Annotated in this window: 13 protein-coding genes; 11 read left to right on the plus strand and 2 right to left on the minus strand. The window is 66.7% G+C overall.

Annotation, left to right across the window (positions count from 1 at the left end; all coding sequences use genetic code 11):
• Positions 1–24: 24 nt before the first annotated feature.
• From J8F10_RS31955 to J8F10_RS31970, 4 genes are all read left to right on the plus strand, one after another.
• Positions 25–1,644: a hypothetical protein gene (locus J8F10_RS31955; protein WP_210660746.1), complete on the plus strand. Its 1,620-nt coding sequence runs from the start codon at positions 25–27 to the stop codon at positions 1,642–1,644.
• A gap of 152 nt (positions 1,645–1,796) precedes the next feature.
• Positions 1,797–2,534 carry a methyltransferase domain-containing protein gene (locus J8F10_RS31960; protein ID WP_210660748.1) on the plus strand — a complete coding sequence of 246 codons (738 nt, stop codon included), beginning with the start codon at positions 1,797–1,799 and terminating at the stop codon, positions 2,532–2,534.
• Positions 2,535–2,575: 41 nt separating this feature from the next.
• Positions 2,576–3,754, plus strand: coding sequence for an NAD(P)/FAD-dependent oxidoreductase (locus J8F10_RS31965; RefSeq protein WP_210660750.1), 1,179 nt, complete (start codon positions 2,576–2,578; stop codon positions 3,752–3,754).
• Positions 3,751–5,064 (plus strand): type III polyketide synthase, encoded by a 1,314-nt coding sequence (locus J8F10_RS31970; RefSeq protein WP_210660752.1) that lies wholly within the window; start codon positions 3,751–3,753, stop codon positions 5,062–5,064. The genes J8F10_RS31965 and J8F10_RS31970 overlap by 4 nt, the downstream gene beginning before the upstream one ends.
• 15 nt (positions 5,065–5,079) lie before the next feature.
• Here the strand turns inward: J8F10_RS31970 and J8F10_RS31975 are convergent, their stop codons facing one another.
• Positions 5,080–5,928, minus strand: coding sequence for a sulfurtransferase (locus tag J8F10_RS31975; protein ID WP_210660754.1), 849 nt, complete (start codon positions 5,926–5,928; stop codon positions 5,080–5,082).
• A 117-nt stretch (positions 5,929–6,045) separates the two neighbouring features.
• Between J8F10_RS31975 and J8F10_RS31980 the strand changes: the two genes are divergently transcribed.
• The gene (locus tag J8F10_RS31980; RefSeq protein WP_246523684.1) at positions 6,046–6,954 is read left to right on the plus strand and encodes a sugar phosphate isomerase/epimerase family protein; all 909 of its coding nucleotides are present in this window, start codon (positions 6,046–6,048) and stop codon (positions 6,952–6,954) included.
• Entirely contained in the window at positions 6,951–8,237 is a 1,287-nt protein-coding gene (locus tag J8F10_RS31985; RefSeq protein ID WP_210660758.1) for a DUF5690 family protein, read from the plus strand. The genes J8F10_RS31980 and J8F10_RS31985 overlap by 4 nt, the downstream gene beginning before the upstream one ends.
• A 352-nt stretch (positions 8,238–8,589) precedes the next feature.
• Here J8F10_RS31985 and J8F10_RS31990 read toward each other — a convergent pair whose 3' ends face one another.
• The gene (locus J8F10_RS31990) at positions 8,590–9,735 is read right to left on the minus strand and encodes a GntR family transcriptional regulator (protein ID WP_210660760.1); all 1,146 of its coding nucleotides are present in this window, start codon (positions 9,733–9,735) and stop codon (positions 8,590–8,592) included.
• 293 nt (positions 9,736–10,028) lie between these two features.
• On the opposite strand from J8F10_RS31990, the gene J8F10_RS31995 reads away from it, so the two are divergent.
• The 5 genes from J8F10_RS31995 to J8F10_RS32015 all read left to right on the plus strand — a co-directional run bounded on the left by J8F10_RS31995 (position 10,029) and on the right by J8F10_RS32015 (position 16,520).
• Positions 10,029–10,943, plus strand: a complete 915-nt coding sequence (locus J8F10_RS31995; protein ID WP_210660762.1) for a DUF1559 family PulG-like putative transporter — start codon at positions 10,029–10,031, stop codon at positions 10,941–10,943.
• A 19-nt stretch (positions 10,944–10,962) separates the two neighbouring features.
• Positions 10,963–11,418 carry a hypothetical protein gene (locus J8F10_RS32000; RefSeq protein ID WP_210660764.1) on the plus strand — a complete coding sequence of 152 codons (456 nt, stop codon included), beginning with the start codon at positions 10,963–10,965 and terminating at the stop codon, positions 11,416–11,418.
• Between the two features lie 134 nt (positions 11,419–11,552).
• Positions 11,553–12,509 carry a metallophosphoesterase family protein gene (locus J8F10_RS32005; RefSeq protein ID WP_210660766.1) on the plus strand — a complete coding sequence of 319 codons (957 nt, stop codon included), beginning with the start codon at positions 11,553–11,555 and terminating at the stop codon, positions 12,507–12,509.
• 87 nt (positions 12,510–12,596) lie between these two features.
• Positions 12,597–13,256 (plus strand): RraA family protein, encoded by a 660-nt coding sequence (locus tag J8F10_RS32010; protein ID WP_210660768.1) that lies wholly within the window; start codon positions 12,597–12,599, stop codon positions 13,254–13,256.
• Positions 13,257–13,523: 267 nt separating this feature from the next.
• Positions 13,524–16,520: a DUF1592 domain-containing protein gene (locus tag J8F10_RS32015; RefSeq protein ID WP_210660770.1), complete on the plus strand. Its 2,997-nt coding sequence runs from the start codon at positions 13,524–13,526 to the stop codon at positions 16,518–16,520.
• The last annotated feature ends 7 nt before the right edge of the window (positions 16,521–16,527 follow it).

Below are 16,527 nucleotides of genomic sequence, written 5' to 3' on the forward strand. Positions count from 1 at the left end.
CCCTGCCTCGAACCCGGACCCCTCATGCTCCGTACCGTTTGTGCCCTCACCGTGCTGCTCGTCGCGGCCGGTTCGGGCCGCTCCGCCGATCCCGCACCGCCGGCGGGCAACTGGAAGCTCACCGTGCCGATCGATCGCGGTGAAGAGACGATCATGCTGATTAAACTCGCCGAGAAGGACGGTAAGTGGACCGGCGAGTACCTCGGCGCCTCGGACGAACTGAAGGTCAAGCCGACCGTCACCGCGGCCACCGTGACCGGCGACACGGTGCAGTTCGCGCTCGGCTTCATGGGGCGCGAGCTCCTCTCCTTCGACGGCGCGCTGAGCAAGGACAAAAAGAAGCTCAACGGGTCGCTGGCGGTCGTGGGCGGGCGGCTCCAACTCACGACGATGTACCCGACCAAGCTCGCGAAGCTCGACGACCCGTTCGCGGTCGCGCGCGAGGCGCTCGTGCAGATCGAGGATGGCCCCGAGCTGTTCGGCGCGGCGTTCGTGGTTCTCTCCAAGGCCGGGGAGAACAAGGTGCCCGCGGACGAGGTGCGCGGGATCATCGAGCGGCTGAACAAAACGGCCGGTACCTTCGGCCCGCGCTGGGAGCGCGACGCGACGCTGCGAACGGTCGATCTGCTCGCCACGCAGCCGACCCTCGCGGAACTCGCGGTCGCTCAGGCGAAGCGGGCCGAGCGCCTGCTCACGGACGAGGACACCGCCACGACCCGGATCGCGGTGCTGGAATCGCTCGTCCGAACGTTGCTCAAAGTGGGCAAAGCGGACGATGCGAAGCCGTACCAGGCGCAGCTCGCGAAGCTCGAACTCCGCGACTTCACGGAGTACGCGAAGACCAACCCGCCGTTCAAGGCGGAAGCGTTCGCCGGGCGCAAAGCGAAGACCGATAAGGCGGCCGTGGTCGAAGTGTTCACGGGGGCCGAGTGCCCGCCGTGCGTCGGCGTGGACCTCGCGTTCGACGGCCTGCTGAAGGCGTACAAGCCGTCCGACGTGATCCTGCTCCAGTACCACTTCCACGTCCCGCGCCCGGACCCGCTCACGAGCCCGGACGGTATGGACCGCGTCGAGTACTACTCCGACAAGATCCAGGGCGCGCCCACGCTGTTCATTAGCGGGAAGCTCGGCACCGGTTCCGGCGGCGCGGCGGCCGATTCGGAAAAGTTCTACAAGCAGTTCCGCACCACGCTCGACGAGCTGCTCGAAAAGCCGGCCGGGGTGAAGTTGTCGCTCGCGGTATCGAAGGGCGAAAAGGGCGGCTTCAGCGCGAAGGCGACCGTCGCCGATCTGGACGCGCCGGGCGACAAGGTGATGCTCCGGTTCGTGCTGGCCGAGGAGCGCATCCGCTACGCCGGCGGTAACGGGTTGCGGTACCACCACATGGTAGTGCGCGCGATGCCGGGCGGGACCAAGGGCGTGGCGCTCACCAAGAAGACGCACGAGCAGACCGTGACCATCGACCCGGACGCGGTCAAGTCAGCGCTCACGAAGTACCTCGACGACTTCACGAAGGCGGAAGGGCCGTTCCCGCGCGCCGACCGCCCGCTCGCGCTCCGCAACCTGAAGCTCGTCGCGCTCGTTCAGAACGATGCGACAAAAGAGATCCTGCACGCGGTCCAGGTGGATCTGGACGCGAAGTAATTGTTCCGGCCCGTCGTACCGACGTGCTGTTCGGTGGCGCGGTCCGAGATCCGGGCCACCGAACAGCACGGCCCGTCCGCTCGACGCGGGGCCGAGTTGATTCACGACACACGTCCCACCTTACAATACCCCGGCCCGTACCCGGAGCCGCGATGGTGTTCCTGTCCCGCTTGCGCACACGCGACCGCATCCCGGAACTGATGGACGACCCCGCCATCGATCCGGCGGAGCACCGGCGCGCGCTCGCGGGGCTGGTGCGACTGAACCGCTTCAGTAACAGTGCGGGCGTGTTGTGGCCCGCAATTGCGAACCTGTCGAAGCGGCTCCCGCGCCCGGTGCGCGTGCTGGACGTGGCGACCGGGAGCGGCGACGTTCCGCGCAAGTTACTCGCCCGGGCCGCGCGCGCCGGAACCCCGATCGAGGTCTCGGGGTGTGATGTGAGCCCCACCGCGATCGAAGAAGCCGCACGGCACCCGAGCGCCGCACGGTTCTTTGTTCACGACGCGCTGCGCGACCCACTGCCGACCGGCTTCGATGTGGTCACGTGTTCGCTCTTTCTGCACCACCTGAGTGAAGACGAAGCGGTCGGGCTCTTCGCAAACATGAAGGCCGCTGCGGGTACGATGGTTCTGGTGAACGATTTGTTGCGTTCGCGGTTCAACTACTGTGCGGTGTGGGCCGCGTGCCGGGTGCTCGCGGGGTCGCGGGTGGTCTGGTTCGATGGCCCCGCGTCCGTGCGCTCCGCGTTTACGCCGGCCGAAGCGCTCGCGATCGCCGAACGCGCGGGGCTCCACAGCGCGACCGCACGCCGCAAGTTCCCCTCGCGCTTCTTGTTGTCCTGGAGCCGCCCGGATGAAAACTCGGAATCCGAAACTCGAAATCCGAAATGAAAGCACACGGCGACGGTCGGTGAACTCTACGAGTTGCGACGATGGCGGTTTCTTTGTTCGGATTTCGAGCTTCGGATTCCGAGTTTTCATCGTTTGATGCGGTGGTCATCGGCGCCGGCCCCGCGGGGGCGGTGGCCGCGCGCGAACTGGCGCGGCGCGGGTGCTCGGTGCTGTTGGTGGATAAGGCGCATTTCCCGCGCCCGAAGGTGTGCGGGTGCTGCATCAACGGCGCCGCGACCACCGTACTTCTGCAACTCGGCCTCGGTCACGTTCTGGAGGCCGGCGTCCCGCTCCGCGATGTGCGCATTGGTGCCGGTCCGCGTTCGGCTTCGGTGAAACTGCCCGGCGGGGTGTCACTGTCGCGCGAAGCGTTCGACCTCGCGCTCGTGCGGGAAGCAGTGAAGGCCGGTGCCCAACTGTGCGAGGACTCGACGGCAAAATTTGAAGACTCAGGTTCGGGATACGCGAAGGTGAGCGTGCGGAAGCAAGCCGCGCCCGGCAATGAATCGGCGGAAACAATTCACGCGAAGGTTGTCATCGTCGCCACCGGGCTTGTGGGGAGCGATGCGATTCCAGAAGCCGGTTCGCGCATCGGGGCGGGTGTGGTCGTTTCCGCGGATTTGGTGCCGGCACACTTCACGGCCGGCACGATCTTCATGGCCACGGGGCACGGAGGATACGTTGGCCTGGTGCGCATCGAGGACGGACGGCTCGATGTGGCCGCGGCGTTCGACGTCGCATTCGTGAAGGCGCACGGGGGGCTCGGTCGTGCGGCCGAGGGTATCCTGAACGAAGTGGGCTGGCCGCGTGTGCCGGGACTCGCGGAACTCCCCTGGAAGGGCACGCCGGCGCTGACCCGCCGGGCGAAAGCGTTAGCCGGCGAGCGCTGGTTCGCCATTGGCGACGCGGCGGGCTATGTTGAGCCGTTCACCGGCGAGGGGATGGCCTGGGCGATCGCCTCCGCCGCGGCCGTTGCGCCGATCGCGGCACGAGCTGTGCAACGCTGGAGCGACTCGCACGCCCGGGAGTGGCAAGCGGCCCATCGCCGCGTAATCGGGGCGCGCCAGCGCGCGTGCCGGATCGTTTCGCGCGTGCTGCGCTCGCCCGCACTTACTGGGGCCGTCGTGCGCGCGTTGTCCGTGTTCCCGGTGCTCGCGCGCCCGGTCGTCAGGTCTCTCAACCGTTCTTCTGGTTCGTTCCCTCACGGTGCCCGCGTATGAGCTTCGCGATTCACGGCCTCGGCATCTCGCACCCGCCGGACGCCGTGACCGCGGAGGAGGGGCTCGCGCTCGCTCGCGTACTCGCGGGGCCGGACGTTCGCACTTCGACTTGGCTCGGGCCGATCTATTCGGGTAGCGGAATCCGACAGCGCTTTCAGATCATCGGCGGCGCTGCGAAGCGCGACGCACTGGCGGGTACGAATCACAGCGGGTCGCCGTTCCTACCCACACCGGGCAACGAGGGCGTCGGCCCGACGACCGGCGAACGACTGGCGATCTACGCACAAGAGGCCGGGCCGCTCGCTCTCCGGGCTTCGGCGAGCGCCTTGGCCGAAAGCGGATTCGCGCCGGAAACGATCACGCACCTTGTCACGGTGTCGTGTACCGGGTTCGTGGCTCCGGGCGTGGATTTCGCGCTGATGGCCGGGTTGGGACTCAAGCCGACGGTCGCGCGCACACACGTCGGGTTCATGGGGTGTCACGGCGCGCTGAATGGGCTGCGCGTGGCGAACGCCTTCGCGAGTTCCGATCCGTCTGCGCGCGTGCTAGTGTGTGCAGTGGAACTGAGCAGCCTGCACTACTACTACGGTAGCGCTGCGGACAAACTGATTGCCAACGCGATCTTCGCCGACGGCGCCGCGGCCGTGGTGGGGAGCGAGCAGAGAGAAGAACCTAACCCCCTAACCCCCTTCCCTAAGAAGGAAGGGGGAACCGAACCGAAGACGGTTTTAAGCCCCTCTCCGTTTAGGGGAGGGGTTGGGGAGGGGTTACGGGCCGAACCTAACTCCCTAACCCCCTTCCCTAGGAAGGAAGGGGGAACAGAACCTTCGGTGGTTTTAAGCCCCTCTCCGCTTAGGGGAGGGGTTGGGGAGGGGTTCATTCCCCGCCCCTGGTCCCTCGTCGCGTCCGGTTCGTGCCTCATCCCGAATTCTGCCGCCGACATGAGCTGGACGGTCGGCGACCACGGGTTCGAGATGTCGCTGTCGCGCCGCGTGCCGGGGCTGATCGCCGCGCACCTCAAGCCGTGGATCGAGTCGTGGCTCGGTGACAACGGGCTGTCACTCGCGGACGTGCGGAGCTGGGCCGTTCACCCCGGCGGGCCGAAGATCGTCAGCGCGGTGGAGGAAGCGCTCGGCCTTTCGGCGGAGGCGCTCGCCCCGTCGCGCGGGGTGTTCGCCGAGTACGGCAACATGTCCAGTCCGACCGTGCTGTTCATCCTGCGCAAGTTGCGCATGGAGGGCGCGCCGCGGCCGTGTGTGGCGCTCGGCTTCGGGCCGGGGCTGGTGGCCGAGGCCGCGCTCTTCGTGTGACCGGCCGGCCCGTACCTACTTCTTTTTGCTTTCCACGGGCGTGTCGTCGGCGTTGCCCCACTCGCCCCAACTCGGGTAGTAGTTGCGCACGCTCTTGGCGCCGGCCAACTCCAGCCCGAACGCCAGCACCGCCGCGCGCCCGCCGCCCTGACAGTACGTGACCGCCGGCTTGTCGAGGTCGATTTTGCGGTCCTTCACCAGCTTGATGAGGTCCGCGGGCGGGAGGAACTTGTCCGTCTTCGGGTCGAGGAGTTCGACCCATTCGAGGTGCGTCGCGCCGGGAATGTGCCCGCTCTTTTTTGCGAACGCTTTTTCGCCCGTGAACTCGTCTTTCGTGCGGGCGTCCACACACGTGCTCCCACCCTTCAGTTGGTCGAGAACGTGCGTCTTGTCCGCGAGGCGGTTCGGGTCCGGCTTCCAGTTGTGCGGTTCGGCCGTCGCTACCGTCTCGGCCTTCTCCTCGGGCAACTTCGCGGCCGTCCACGCCTTCCAGCCACCGTTCAGGATGCGCGCGTCCGGCACGCCGGCCAGTTTCAGCATCCACCACGTCCGTGCCGAATCGCGCACGTCGTCCGAATACACAACTACGGGTTTCGTTGGAGTAACGCCGACTTTGGCGAGTTCGGCCTTCCAGAACTCCGCGTCCGCCTTGTTCGCGAGAACCGCCTTCGCCCACGGAGCGGCGTCCGCCCGCACCGCACCCGGAACGTGTCCGGCTTCGTACTTCGCTTTGGCCCTCGTGTCGAGGACACGAACGTCTTTCAATTTCGGGTCGTTCGCTTCAATTAGCATGTTCGGTGTCGGGTAATTCGCGGGCGGTTCGGCCCCCGCGAGGTGGACAGCGAGCAGCAGTGTCGTCATCATGTGCGAAATCCTCTACGAAGAGCCGTGACCCGTGCCCACCCTACAAGAGCCTGGTGAACCATGTCCACCGATATTTCCCGCCGCACGCTGCTCGTTGGTGCTGCCGGAGGGCTCGCAATGAGCGCGAGCGAAGCTGTTGCGGACACTCCCGCTGCGTCGAAACACACGTTCGGGTACTGCCTGAACACCAGCACCGTGCGCGACAAGGACGGGAAATCGCGCGCGATCACGGATCTGATCGAGATCGCGGCGAAGGCGGGGTACGACGCCTTCGAGCCGTGGACGTCGGAAGTGGATGCGTACTTGAAGGGCGGTGGAACGCTCAAAGAACTGCGGAAGCGAATTGCCGACGCGGGCCTCAAGGTGGCCGACCTGATCGGATTCGCGGAGTGGATCGTCGAGGACCCCGAGCGCCGGAAGCGCGGACTGGAGCAGGCGAAGCGTGACATGGAGTGGGCCGCGGAAATCGGCTGCCCGCGGATCGCGGCCCCGCCCGTCGGTGCGACCGGCGGCACGAGCAAGCGCGACGACCCGAAGTTCACGCAGCCCATCATCGACCTCGTCGCCGCGGCCGATCGCTACCGGGCGCTGCTCGACTTGGGGCAGAAAATGAGTGTCACCCCCGTCGTGGAAGTGTGGGGCTTCTCGAGGACGCTCCGGCGCCTGGGCGAAGCGCTCCTCGTCGCGGTCGAGTGCGGGGACGCGCGCGGGTGCGTGCTGCCGGACGTGTACCACCTCTACAAGGGCGGGTCCGATTTCTCGGGGCTGCCGCTGCTCTCCGCGTCCGCGATCGGCATCTTCCACGTGAACGATTACCCCAAGATCGAGCGCGACAAGATCAACGATGCGGACCGCGTGTACCCCGGTGACGGCACCGCCCCGCTAAAAGAAGTATTCGCCGCGCTGCGCAAGATGAATTACACCGGGTTCGTCTCGCTCGAACTGTTCAACCGCGACTACTGGAAGCAGGACCCGCACGCGGTCGCGAAAACGGGGCTCGCGAAGATGAAAGCGGTGGCCGGGTGAGCCGACCGGAACCGCCCCGCGGCTTGACGGCGCGGCTCGCCACCGCGCCCGGCTGGGTGTTCGCGCTTTACGCCGGAGGCGCGGCGTTCACCGCGTACTTCTGCATGTACGGCCTCCGCAAGCCGTTCGATACGGTCACCTTCACCGGCGAGAAGTTCCTCGGTACCTCCGTCGACCTGAAGACCGCGTGCGTGCTCGGTCAGATTCTCGGGTACGTCATTTCCAAGTACGTCGGCGTTCGGGTGTGCGCGGAGGCGGGGCGCTTACGGCGCACGTGGCTGTTACTGGGCGCGGGCGTGTGGGCCGAACTCGCGCTCGTTGCTTTTGCGTTCGCCCCGGCCCCGCTGCGCCCGGTCGCGATGTTCGCCAACGGGTTGCCACTGGGTATCGTGTGGGGCTTCCTCGTTCGCTATCTCGAGGGCCGGCGCACGAGCGACGTGCTCCTGGTGATGCTGAGCGGGTCGTTCGTCATCGCGGGTGCGGCGACCAAAGACTTCGGGATGTACCTGTTCGCCGCACACGGCGCCCCGGAAATTTGGGTTCCCGCACTGGCCGGCGCGGTGTTCCTCGTGCCGTATCTGGTGTCCGCGCTGCTGCTCCACGCGCTCCCCGTGCCGAGCGCACACGATGAACTCGCGCGGAGCGCCCGCCCGAGCCTGAACGCGGCCGGCCGGCGCGCGTTCCTGGTTCGCGTCGGCGCCGGGTTCCTCTTCTTGCTCGTGGCGTATTTCCTGCTCACCGCGTACCGCGATTTCCGGGATCACTACGGCCGCGAGATCCTTCAAGCGATGGGCTACGCGCGCTCGCCGGGGGTGTTCGTGCGCACCGACCGGTGGGCGCTGGTCACGACCCTACTCGCGCTGGGGGTGTTGAACCTGATCGGGAACCACCGCCGGGCGATCGCCGCGGTTTTCGCGCTGATCCTGACCGGGTTCGCGGTGATCGCCGGCTCGACGCTCGCGTACCGCGCCGGGCACCTGGACGGGATCGAATGGCTCTCGGCGGTCGGGATCGGGTTGTACCTCGCCTACGTCCCGTTCGGCACGATCTTGTTCGAGCGCGTGGTGGCCGCGGCGCGGTTCCCCGGTACGTCGGTGTTCGCGGTGCAACTGGCGGACGGGGTCGGGTACACCGGGTCGGTTCTGTTGCAACTCTACCGTGATTTGGCCCACCAGGACGTGGACCGGCTCGCGTTCTTCGTCCCGCTGTCGCTGGTCGTGGCTGCGGCGGGTGCCGCGTGTACCGTCATCGGCGGCTGGGCCGTCGGGCGCAGGCTGAGTTGAGGTTATCAGTTCTCTCTACCGAGCATTGCTGCGGATTACCGATCTTCTGTAGCCGGCCTCTGCGAGACCGAGGGAGCCACAGGCAGAGGGCATCCCGGCCTCTGTCAACAGCTTGCAAACGTGAGGCCAGTGTTTGGGTTGTGCCCTCTCCCCTTGCGGGAGAGGGTGGTGAGGCTTTGCGAACCGGGTGAGGGGTCGTCGCCACATACGGAAAGCAACCCCTCACCCCGCCGCGAAGCGCGGCGACCCTCTCCCGCAAGGGGAGAGGGCACAACCCAAAGCGGAATCGGCGCCCACGTTTGCAAGCTGTTGACAGAGGCCGGCTACAGAAAACAATTAAAATGAGACGCTATCACCCCGTCACCGTGCTGTCGCGCACCACGAGCCGGCCGGCGAGCACGACCTTCGCGAGCGGGTCGTTGGGGTGCGCGATGCGGTTCGCCATGACGCGCAGGGCGGTCCGCGCGATGGCTTCCGACGGGTAGCTGTACGACGAGACGCCGAGCGCGAAGCTCTGGCCGATCGGCAGGTCGTCGCACCCGACCACGGCCACGTCGCGCGGGACGTTCAGCCCGCGGCGGAACAGTTCCAGCATCACCCCGACCGCGACGTAGTCCTGGTAGCAGATCGCGCCGTCGGCCCCGATCTTGATGAGTTCGTCCGCGGTCCACGGGTACGCCTCGCGCGCGTCCAGGTGCTCGGGCACCCGCACGACGCGCGGGTGGTACCCCGCGCCGGCCTTTTGAAGTGCGGACAGGTACCCCGCGAGGCGATCGGTGTGGGTGCTCGTCGGCGAGGCGATCACGCACGCGACGCTCTTGCGCCCGAGCGCCAGGAGGTGTTCGGTGCAGCGCAGCCCGCCGTCGAAGTGGTCGGACGCGACGAGGTCGTGCTCCAGTGGCCGGTCGGGGCCGCGCAGGTTGCGATCGAGGAGCACCACCGGGAGCCCGATCTTCCGGCACCCGGCCAGGAACCATTCGTCCTGCCGACACGCGTCCTCCGAAACGCGCGAGGGGAGGAAGAAGACGCCTTTCGCGCCGTCGCCCGCAACGCGCCCGGCCATCAGTTCGGCTTCGGCCCGCCCGCCCCCGGCGGACAGTTCGAGCGGGCGGACCACGAACGACCCTTCGGCCGCCACGCGCTCGAACCCGACCTTCACCACCGCTTCGGACGCGCCCTGCCACGGCCCCGGGGACACCCGCGTGACCACGGCCCACCGGCCCGTTGGCACCGGCGGTGTGGGAGCGGGTCGCGCGGGCTGGTCGCTCGCGACATACGACCCGGACCGGTCGCGCGTGACCACGAGCCCGCGGTCGCGGAGCAACTGTAACGCACGCGACGCGGTGAACGAGGACACGTCATACGTTCCGGCGATGTCGCGCACGGTCGGCACCTTGCCGAGCCCCCACTCGCCGGCCCGGAGCCGGGCGGCGAGTTGCTCCGCGAGGTGAACGTATTTGGGGGACGAGTCGTCGGGGGGCGTTTCAGAACGAGACACGGATCGCTCCGGCGAGAATTCGGCAATCTGTACCATTCAATTGGGGCGGCGAGATCGTATCTGAGCGATCAAAATTGCGAAGCAAATGGCCGTCCCCCACAAAATTTACCAGAGCGTAAGCGATCCGCAACAGCTTTTGTGGAAGTGAAGAAATTTTGTTTGCTACAGAATCGAACGAATTCGCCAATTCTTAACACAGATCGAATGGCAATCACTCATCTGTGTCGTTATTGTTTCCTCACAGTCGGGCTATCTGTTCGGACCTTCTCATCTCGTACCGCGGAGTACCAATCATGGCTCGCGCCCGCCGAAAGTCGAAAGTCGGGGTTCCGTCCGGCTTCACGCTCATCGAGTTGCTCGTTGTTATTGCCATCATTGCGATTTTGATCGGATTGTTGCTCCCCGCGGTGCAAAAGGTGCGCGAGGCCGCGGCCCGCATGACGTCGCAGAACAACCTCAAGCAAATGGCACTGGCGACGCACAACTACCACGACGCGAACAACCAGTTCCCGCTCGCGTGGAACGACTGGGACGGCAGCAACTCCGCCGCGATGTGGAACAAGGCCGGGTCGTCGCACTTCTACATCCTGCCCTACATCGAACAGGACAACCTGGCGAACAAGGCGAACCTGGGGACCACGAACTACTTCTGGTCGGTCTACACGAACTTCGGCGTGAAGTCCTACGTGAGTCCGTCCGATCCGTCGTGCCCGTCGAACGGGCTGTACAACGATTCCGGCTGGGGCAATTACGGCGTCACCAGCTACGCGGCCAACTTCCAGGCCCTCGGGTGGTGGTTCAAGACGAGCAACAACAAGGTCATGCGGATGACCTCCCTCACCGACGGCACCTCGAACACGATCTTCTATGCCGAAAAGACCGCGGTGTGCCTGAACAACGCGGTCCCGTCGGGCTACAGCGGGGCGAAGTACAACATTTGGGCCTACGGGCGGACGTCGTGGAACGAGTGGAACCCGGTGTTCGGCTACCAGATCACGGGCGCCGCGTCCAAGTTCCAGGTGAACCCGACGTGGGCCGCGACCAACTCGAATTGCGACCCGCGCCTGGCCAGCGCGCCGCGCTCGGCCGGCATCCTGGTCGCGCTGGGCGACGGGAGCGGGCGAATGGTGTCCGCCGGCGTCGACGCGAACACGTGGTGGTGGGCCTGCACCCCGGACGGCGGTGAAGTGCTCGGCAGCAACTGGTAACCCGACCCGGAGTGAACCCATGCGAGCGATCTTCTTCGCGGCGGTCGCGACCGCCGCGGTTGTTCTGGCCGGGTGCGGCGGGGACGTGCCGCGCGGGCGCGTTCACGGGACGATCAAGGTCCAGGGCAAGCCGCTCACCGGCGCCACCGTGATCTTCATCGCCCAGGACTCCAAAACGCACGTGCTGGACGTCAAACCAGACGGCACCTACGACGTGAGCGGCGTGGCCCTCGGCCCGGTCAAGGTGTCGATCCAGACGGCGGCCCCGCGCTCGGCGGTGAAGGGCGAGTTCGACCCGCCCAGCAGCCAGTCGAAGGGCGTGACGGACGAGAAAGCCGGCAAGAAGTCTTCATCTGCGGAGGTGAGCAAGGTCGCGGGACCAATTCTCCCCGCGCAGTACGCCGACGCGGACAAGTCCGGCCTCACGTTCGAGCTGAAAGAGGCCAACCAGGAGTGGTCGGTCGATCTGAAGTAAAGTCTCAGGTGCGGTCCGCATTGAAGTTTTTGCGAACGGCGCGGCGTAAGCCCGTCGGTGGGTACTGAAAGCACCGACGGGCTTACGCCGCGCCGTTCGCGGTCCCACCCCAACACACAATTCGGTGTTCCATAATGACCTCCCCCACGCGACGCGATCTGTTCGGCGCAGCGGTCGGTGCCGCCGTGCTGCCCGGTTTCATCTCCACCGCGCGCGCGGCCGACCGCAAGCCGGTGCTGCGGGCCGCACACATTACCGACGTTCACATCACGAAGGACCGTGAGGCCCCGAAGGGGGTTGCCGCGATGTTCGCGCACATGGCCAATCAGAAGGACGGCAAGCCCGAGCTGATCCTCAACACCGGCGACGCGGTGATGGCCGTGGACGGCAAGACGACCGGCGCGAAGGCGGCCGAACACATTGCCGTGTGGAAAGAAGCGGTGAAGGGCGCCCCGGCCCCGATTTACTCGTGCCTCGGTAACCACGACGTGTGGGACGGCAACGAACCCACCGACGCGGTTCCCGCCGAGAAGAAGGGCTTCGCGCTCATGACCGGCGTGCTCGGGATGCCGGCGCCGTACTACAGCTTCGACAAGAACGGCTGGCACTTCGTGTCGCTCAACAGCATGTGCAACTGGCCGAAGTACGCCACGCTCTCGCCCGAGCACTTCGACTGGCTGAAGGCCGACCTCGCGAAGACGAAGCTCCCCACGGTCGTCCTCAGCCACGTGCCCATTCTGAGCGTGACTTCTCAGGTGTACGGCGACGGGTGCCGCAAGAACAACGAAAACGTGGTGCCGGGGGTGTGGCACCACGCGGACTGCTGGGCCATCAGCGAAGTGTTCCGCAAGAACCCGCACGTGAAGCTGTGCCTGAGCGGGCACATGCACACGTGCGACCGGTGCGAGTACCGCGGGGTGTGGTACGTCTGCGGCGGGGCCGCGTGTGGCGCGTGGTGGGGCGGCAGCGAGTACGGGTTCCCGCCGTGCTACGGCAAACTCGACCTCTTCGCCGACGGCACCTTCAGCTACGATTTCGTGGACTACGGGTGGACGGCCCGCAAGTGGCAGGGGAAGGAACTCAAGGACTAATCGCGGTTCGGGCGCGGAATCAGTTGCCCAGTTGCGGCGGACGGGATACCTTCGGTGTTCCTCCGCCGTTTTTGTTTGAGGGTTCTGATGACCACCCCGCCCCGCCCGCTCGAATGGGTCGATCGGCTCGCCAAGCTCTATTCACCGGTTGTTGCGGACGTCCTGGACAAACTCGGGTACCGCAACCAGAGCATGAACGCCCGGGTGCGCCCGCTGTGGCCGGAAGCGAAAGCGGCCGGGTTCGCGCTCACCGTGCAGACGGTCCCCGCGCGCGACTTGGCCCCCGCGCACCCCTACGCGGGCGAACTCGCGGCCGTCGATTCGCTCCAAAACGGCGACGTGCTCGTGGTGTCCGAGTCCGCGTGCAGTTTTTGGGGCGAACTGCTCTCCACGTCCGCAATTTACCGCGGGTGCCGCGGGGTGGTACTCGACGGCCCGACGCGCGATTCGCTGGCGATCAAGGAGATGGGGTTCCCCGTGTTCCACGTCGGCTTCCACCCGGCGGACAGCCTCGGGCGCCTCGACGTGGTGGCGCACAACGTCCCCATTTCCTGTGCGGACGTGCTGGTGTACCCGGGCGACCTGATCCTCGCCGACCACGACGGCATCGTGGTCGTCCCATCCATCGCCGCCGAAGAGACGTTGCGATTGGCCGAAGAGAAAGTGAGCGGCGAGAACCTCGTGCGGAAGGCGCTCGCGGGCGGAATGACCACCGCCGAAGCGTTCAAGAAGTTCGGGATTCTTTGAAGAGGTGAAGGGCATCATTTTTTGCGATTTGCGTGCGTTCTGCGCGGCGAGAGAATATTCTCTAATGGAAGGAACCCCATAGGGGCAGGGGCCTCCCCTAACACCGGACCATCCGAACCGCCCGCTCCCGCCCGTGCACCGGACGTTGGACCGCCCGCGGTCCGTCGCAACCGCAACCCTCCGCCCGACCCGCGCCAGCGTTAATGTGATCTTCGCACCGCTCGCGCCCGCTCAACTAGCCCGCCCCCACCCACCCCGCGGCCCGTCATGCGCTTCCCAATTGCCCGCTGCCTGGTGCTCGCCGCGCTGACCGGTCCCGTCGGCGCCTCCGCACACGTACCGGGCGCGGCCCCTCAACCGGCCCCGGCGCCGCGCCCCGCTGGTATGCCGGCCGGCACTCTGGAACAGACTTTTAAAGACTCGGTCCGGCCGTTCCTTCAGACCTACTGCCTTTCGTGCCACGGCGCGGAGAAACCGAAGGGCGATCTCGATCTCAGCCCGTTCACCACGCTGGAATCGGTCGCGAAGGACCACCGCCGCTGGGCGCTCGTTCTCGAGCGCCTCCGGGCCGGCGACATGCCCCCCGAGGGCGCGAAGAAGCAGCCCACGAAGGAGCTCCGGCGCGAGGTCGTCGATTGGGCCGAGGCGGTCCGCAAGTACGAGGGGGACCGGAACGCGGGCGACCCCGGCCCAGTGCCCGCCCGTCGGCTCTCGAACGCCGAGTACAACCACACGATCCGCGACCTGACCGGCGCGGACATCCGCCCGACCCGCGACTTCCCGGTGGACCCGGCCAACGAGTCCGGGTTCGACAACTCCGCCGAGTCCCTCGCCACGTCCCCGGCACTGGTGAAGAAGTACCTGGAAGCGGCCCGGCGCGTGGTCGACCACCTCGTGTTCACCCCGGACGGGTTCGAGTTCGCGCCGCACCCGGTCAACGCGGAGACGGACCGGGACAAGTTCGGGGTCAACCGGATCGTCGCGTTCTACCGCCGCCAGCGAACGGATTTCGCCGATTACTTCTTCGCCGCGTGGCGGTACCGGAACCGGGCCGCGCTGGGCAAGCCGTCTGCGGAACTCCCGGAGTTCGCAACCGAGGCGGGCCTCAGCGCGAAATACCTCTCGACGGTCTGGTTCCTCCTGACCGACAAGCCGGAGGACATCGGGCCGGTTGTTGCGGTCCAGGCGCTGTGGCGCGAACTTCCCCAGGGGGCCGACAAGCAAGACGCGGCCCGGTCCGGGTGCGAGCGGATACGCGACTTCGTCGCGGACCTGCGGACCAAGCTCGTCCCGAACGTGAAGAACCTGACCGCGCCGAAGATCAACGACGGGTCGCAGCCGCTCGTGTTGTGGAAGAACCGCACGATGGCCGCGAATCGAATGCGGTACGCGGGTGGCGCACTCGCGCTGAACGCTCTCCGATTGCCCGCCGGGTCGGGCGCCGCAAAAACCATGACCGCCCCGACCGATCCGGACGCGCTCAAGCAGTACGAGTCCACGTTCGAGCGGTTCTGTGCCACGTTCCCCGACGCCTTCTACGTGTCCGAGCGCGCCCGCGTGTTCCTCGATCCGAAGGGCGAGAAGGGCTTGACCGGGCGACTGTTGAGCGCCGGGTTCCACAACCAGATGGGCTACTTCCGCGACGACGGCCCGCTGTACAACATGCTCCTCGACACCGCCCAACAGAAGGAACTCGACCGGCTCTGGCGGGAGTTCGACTTCGCCGCCGATGCGTCCGCGCGCCAGTACCTCTCGTTCATCTGGTACGAGCGCGCCGAGACCGACTACCTCCGCGACACGGTGTTCGACGAGTTCCGGGCCGAAGACAAGGACGCGACGTCCGAAGCCAAGATGCGCAAGCTGGCCACGATCTACCTGGCAAAGGCGGAAAAGGCCGGCGCGAGCGAAACGGCGCGGACCGCGATCCGCGACTACTTCAAGAGCATGGGGGCCACGTTCCGCTGGCTGGAGAAGGCTCGCAAGGACGCGGAACCGCACCACCTCGCGGCGGTCCACCGGTTCGCCGAGCGCGCGTATCGCCGCCCCTTGATCCAAGCCGAGCGAGACAATCTGACCGCGTTCTATCGCTCATTGCGGGAGAAGGAGGAACTCTCCCACGAGGACGCGATCCGCGACTGTGTTGTCAGTGTGCTGATGTCGCCGTACTTTTGCTTCCGCGTGGACCTGCCCGGGCGCGGGGCCGGCGCCACCGCACCGCTCCCGGATTACGCGCTCGCCAGTCGGTTGAGCTACTTCCTGTGGGCGAGTATGCCCGATACGGAACTGCTCGCCCGCGCTGCGGCGGGCGATCTACGCAAACCGGAGGTGCTCGCGGCGCAAGTGAAGCGAATGCTCCGCGACCCCAAGGCGCGCGGGCTGGCGACCGAGTTCGCCGGTAACTGGCTCGACTTCCGTCGGTTCGAGGAACACAACGCGGTGGACCGCACCCGGTTCCCGGCGTTCGATAACGACTTGCGTCAGGCCATGTTCGAGGAACCGGTCCGGTTCTTCACCGACCTCGCGGCCCGCGACGGTTCGGTCCTCGACTTCCTGTATGCCGACCACACGTTCGTGAATCCCCCTCTGGCGCGACACTACGGTATGCCGGCACCGACCGGCGGACCGGATGCGTGGGCGCGCGTGGACGGAGCCGGGAAGTACGGGCGCGGCGGTCTGCTACCGATGGCCGCGTTCCTGACGAAGAACGCTCCCGGTCTGCGCACGAGCCCGGTGAAGCGCGGGCACTGGGTCGCCCGTCGGTTGCTGGGCGAACACATCCCGGCCCCGCCTCCGGACGTGCCCGAGCTACCCGCGGATGAGGCGAAGCTGGGCGAACTGACCCTGCGCGAAGCACTGGCCCGGCACCGCGCCGACAAGAGCTGCGCATCATGTCACCAGAAGTTCGATTCGCTCGGGCTCGTGTTCGAGGCGTATGGTCCTGTTGGCGAGCGCCGGGCCAAGGATCTCGGCGGACGCCCGATAGACGCGAAGGCGACGTTCCCGGGCGCGGGCGGCGACGGCGACGGCGTTCCGGGACTCGCCGAGTACATTCGGAAGCACCGCCAGCAGGATTTCGTCGACAACCTGAGCCGCAAGCTCCTGGTATACGCTCTGGGGCGCAGCCCGCTCCCGTCCGACGAGCAACTCGTCCGAGCAATGCGCACGAAACTCGAAGCGGGGGACTACCGCTTCTCGGTTCTCGTTGAGACAATCGTTACCAGCCCTCAGTTTCTCAATAAGCGCGGCCCCGCCGCACCGAAGTGAGGACGAC

It is taken from the genome of Gemmata palustris (assembly GCF_017939745.1).
GTDB classification, from domain to species: Bacteria; Planctomycetota; Planctomycetia; order Gemmatales; family Gemmataceae; genus Gemmata; species Gemmata palustris.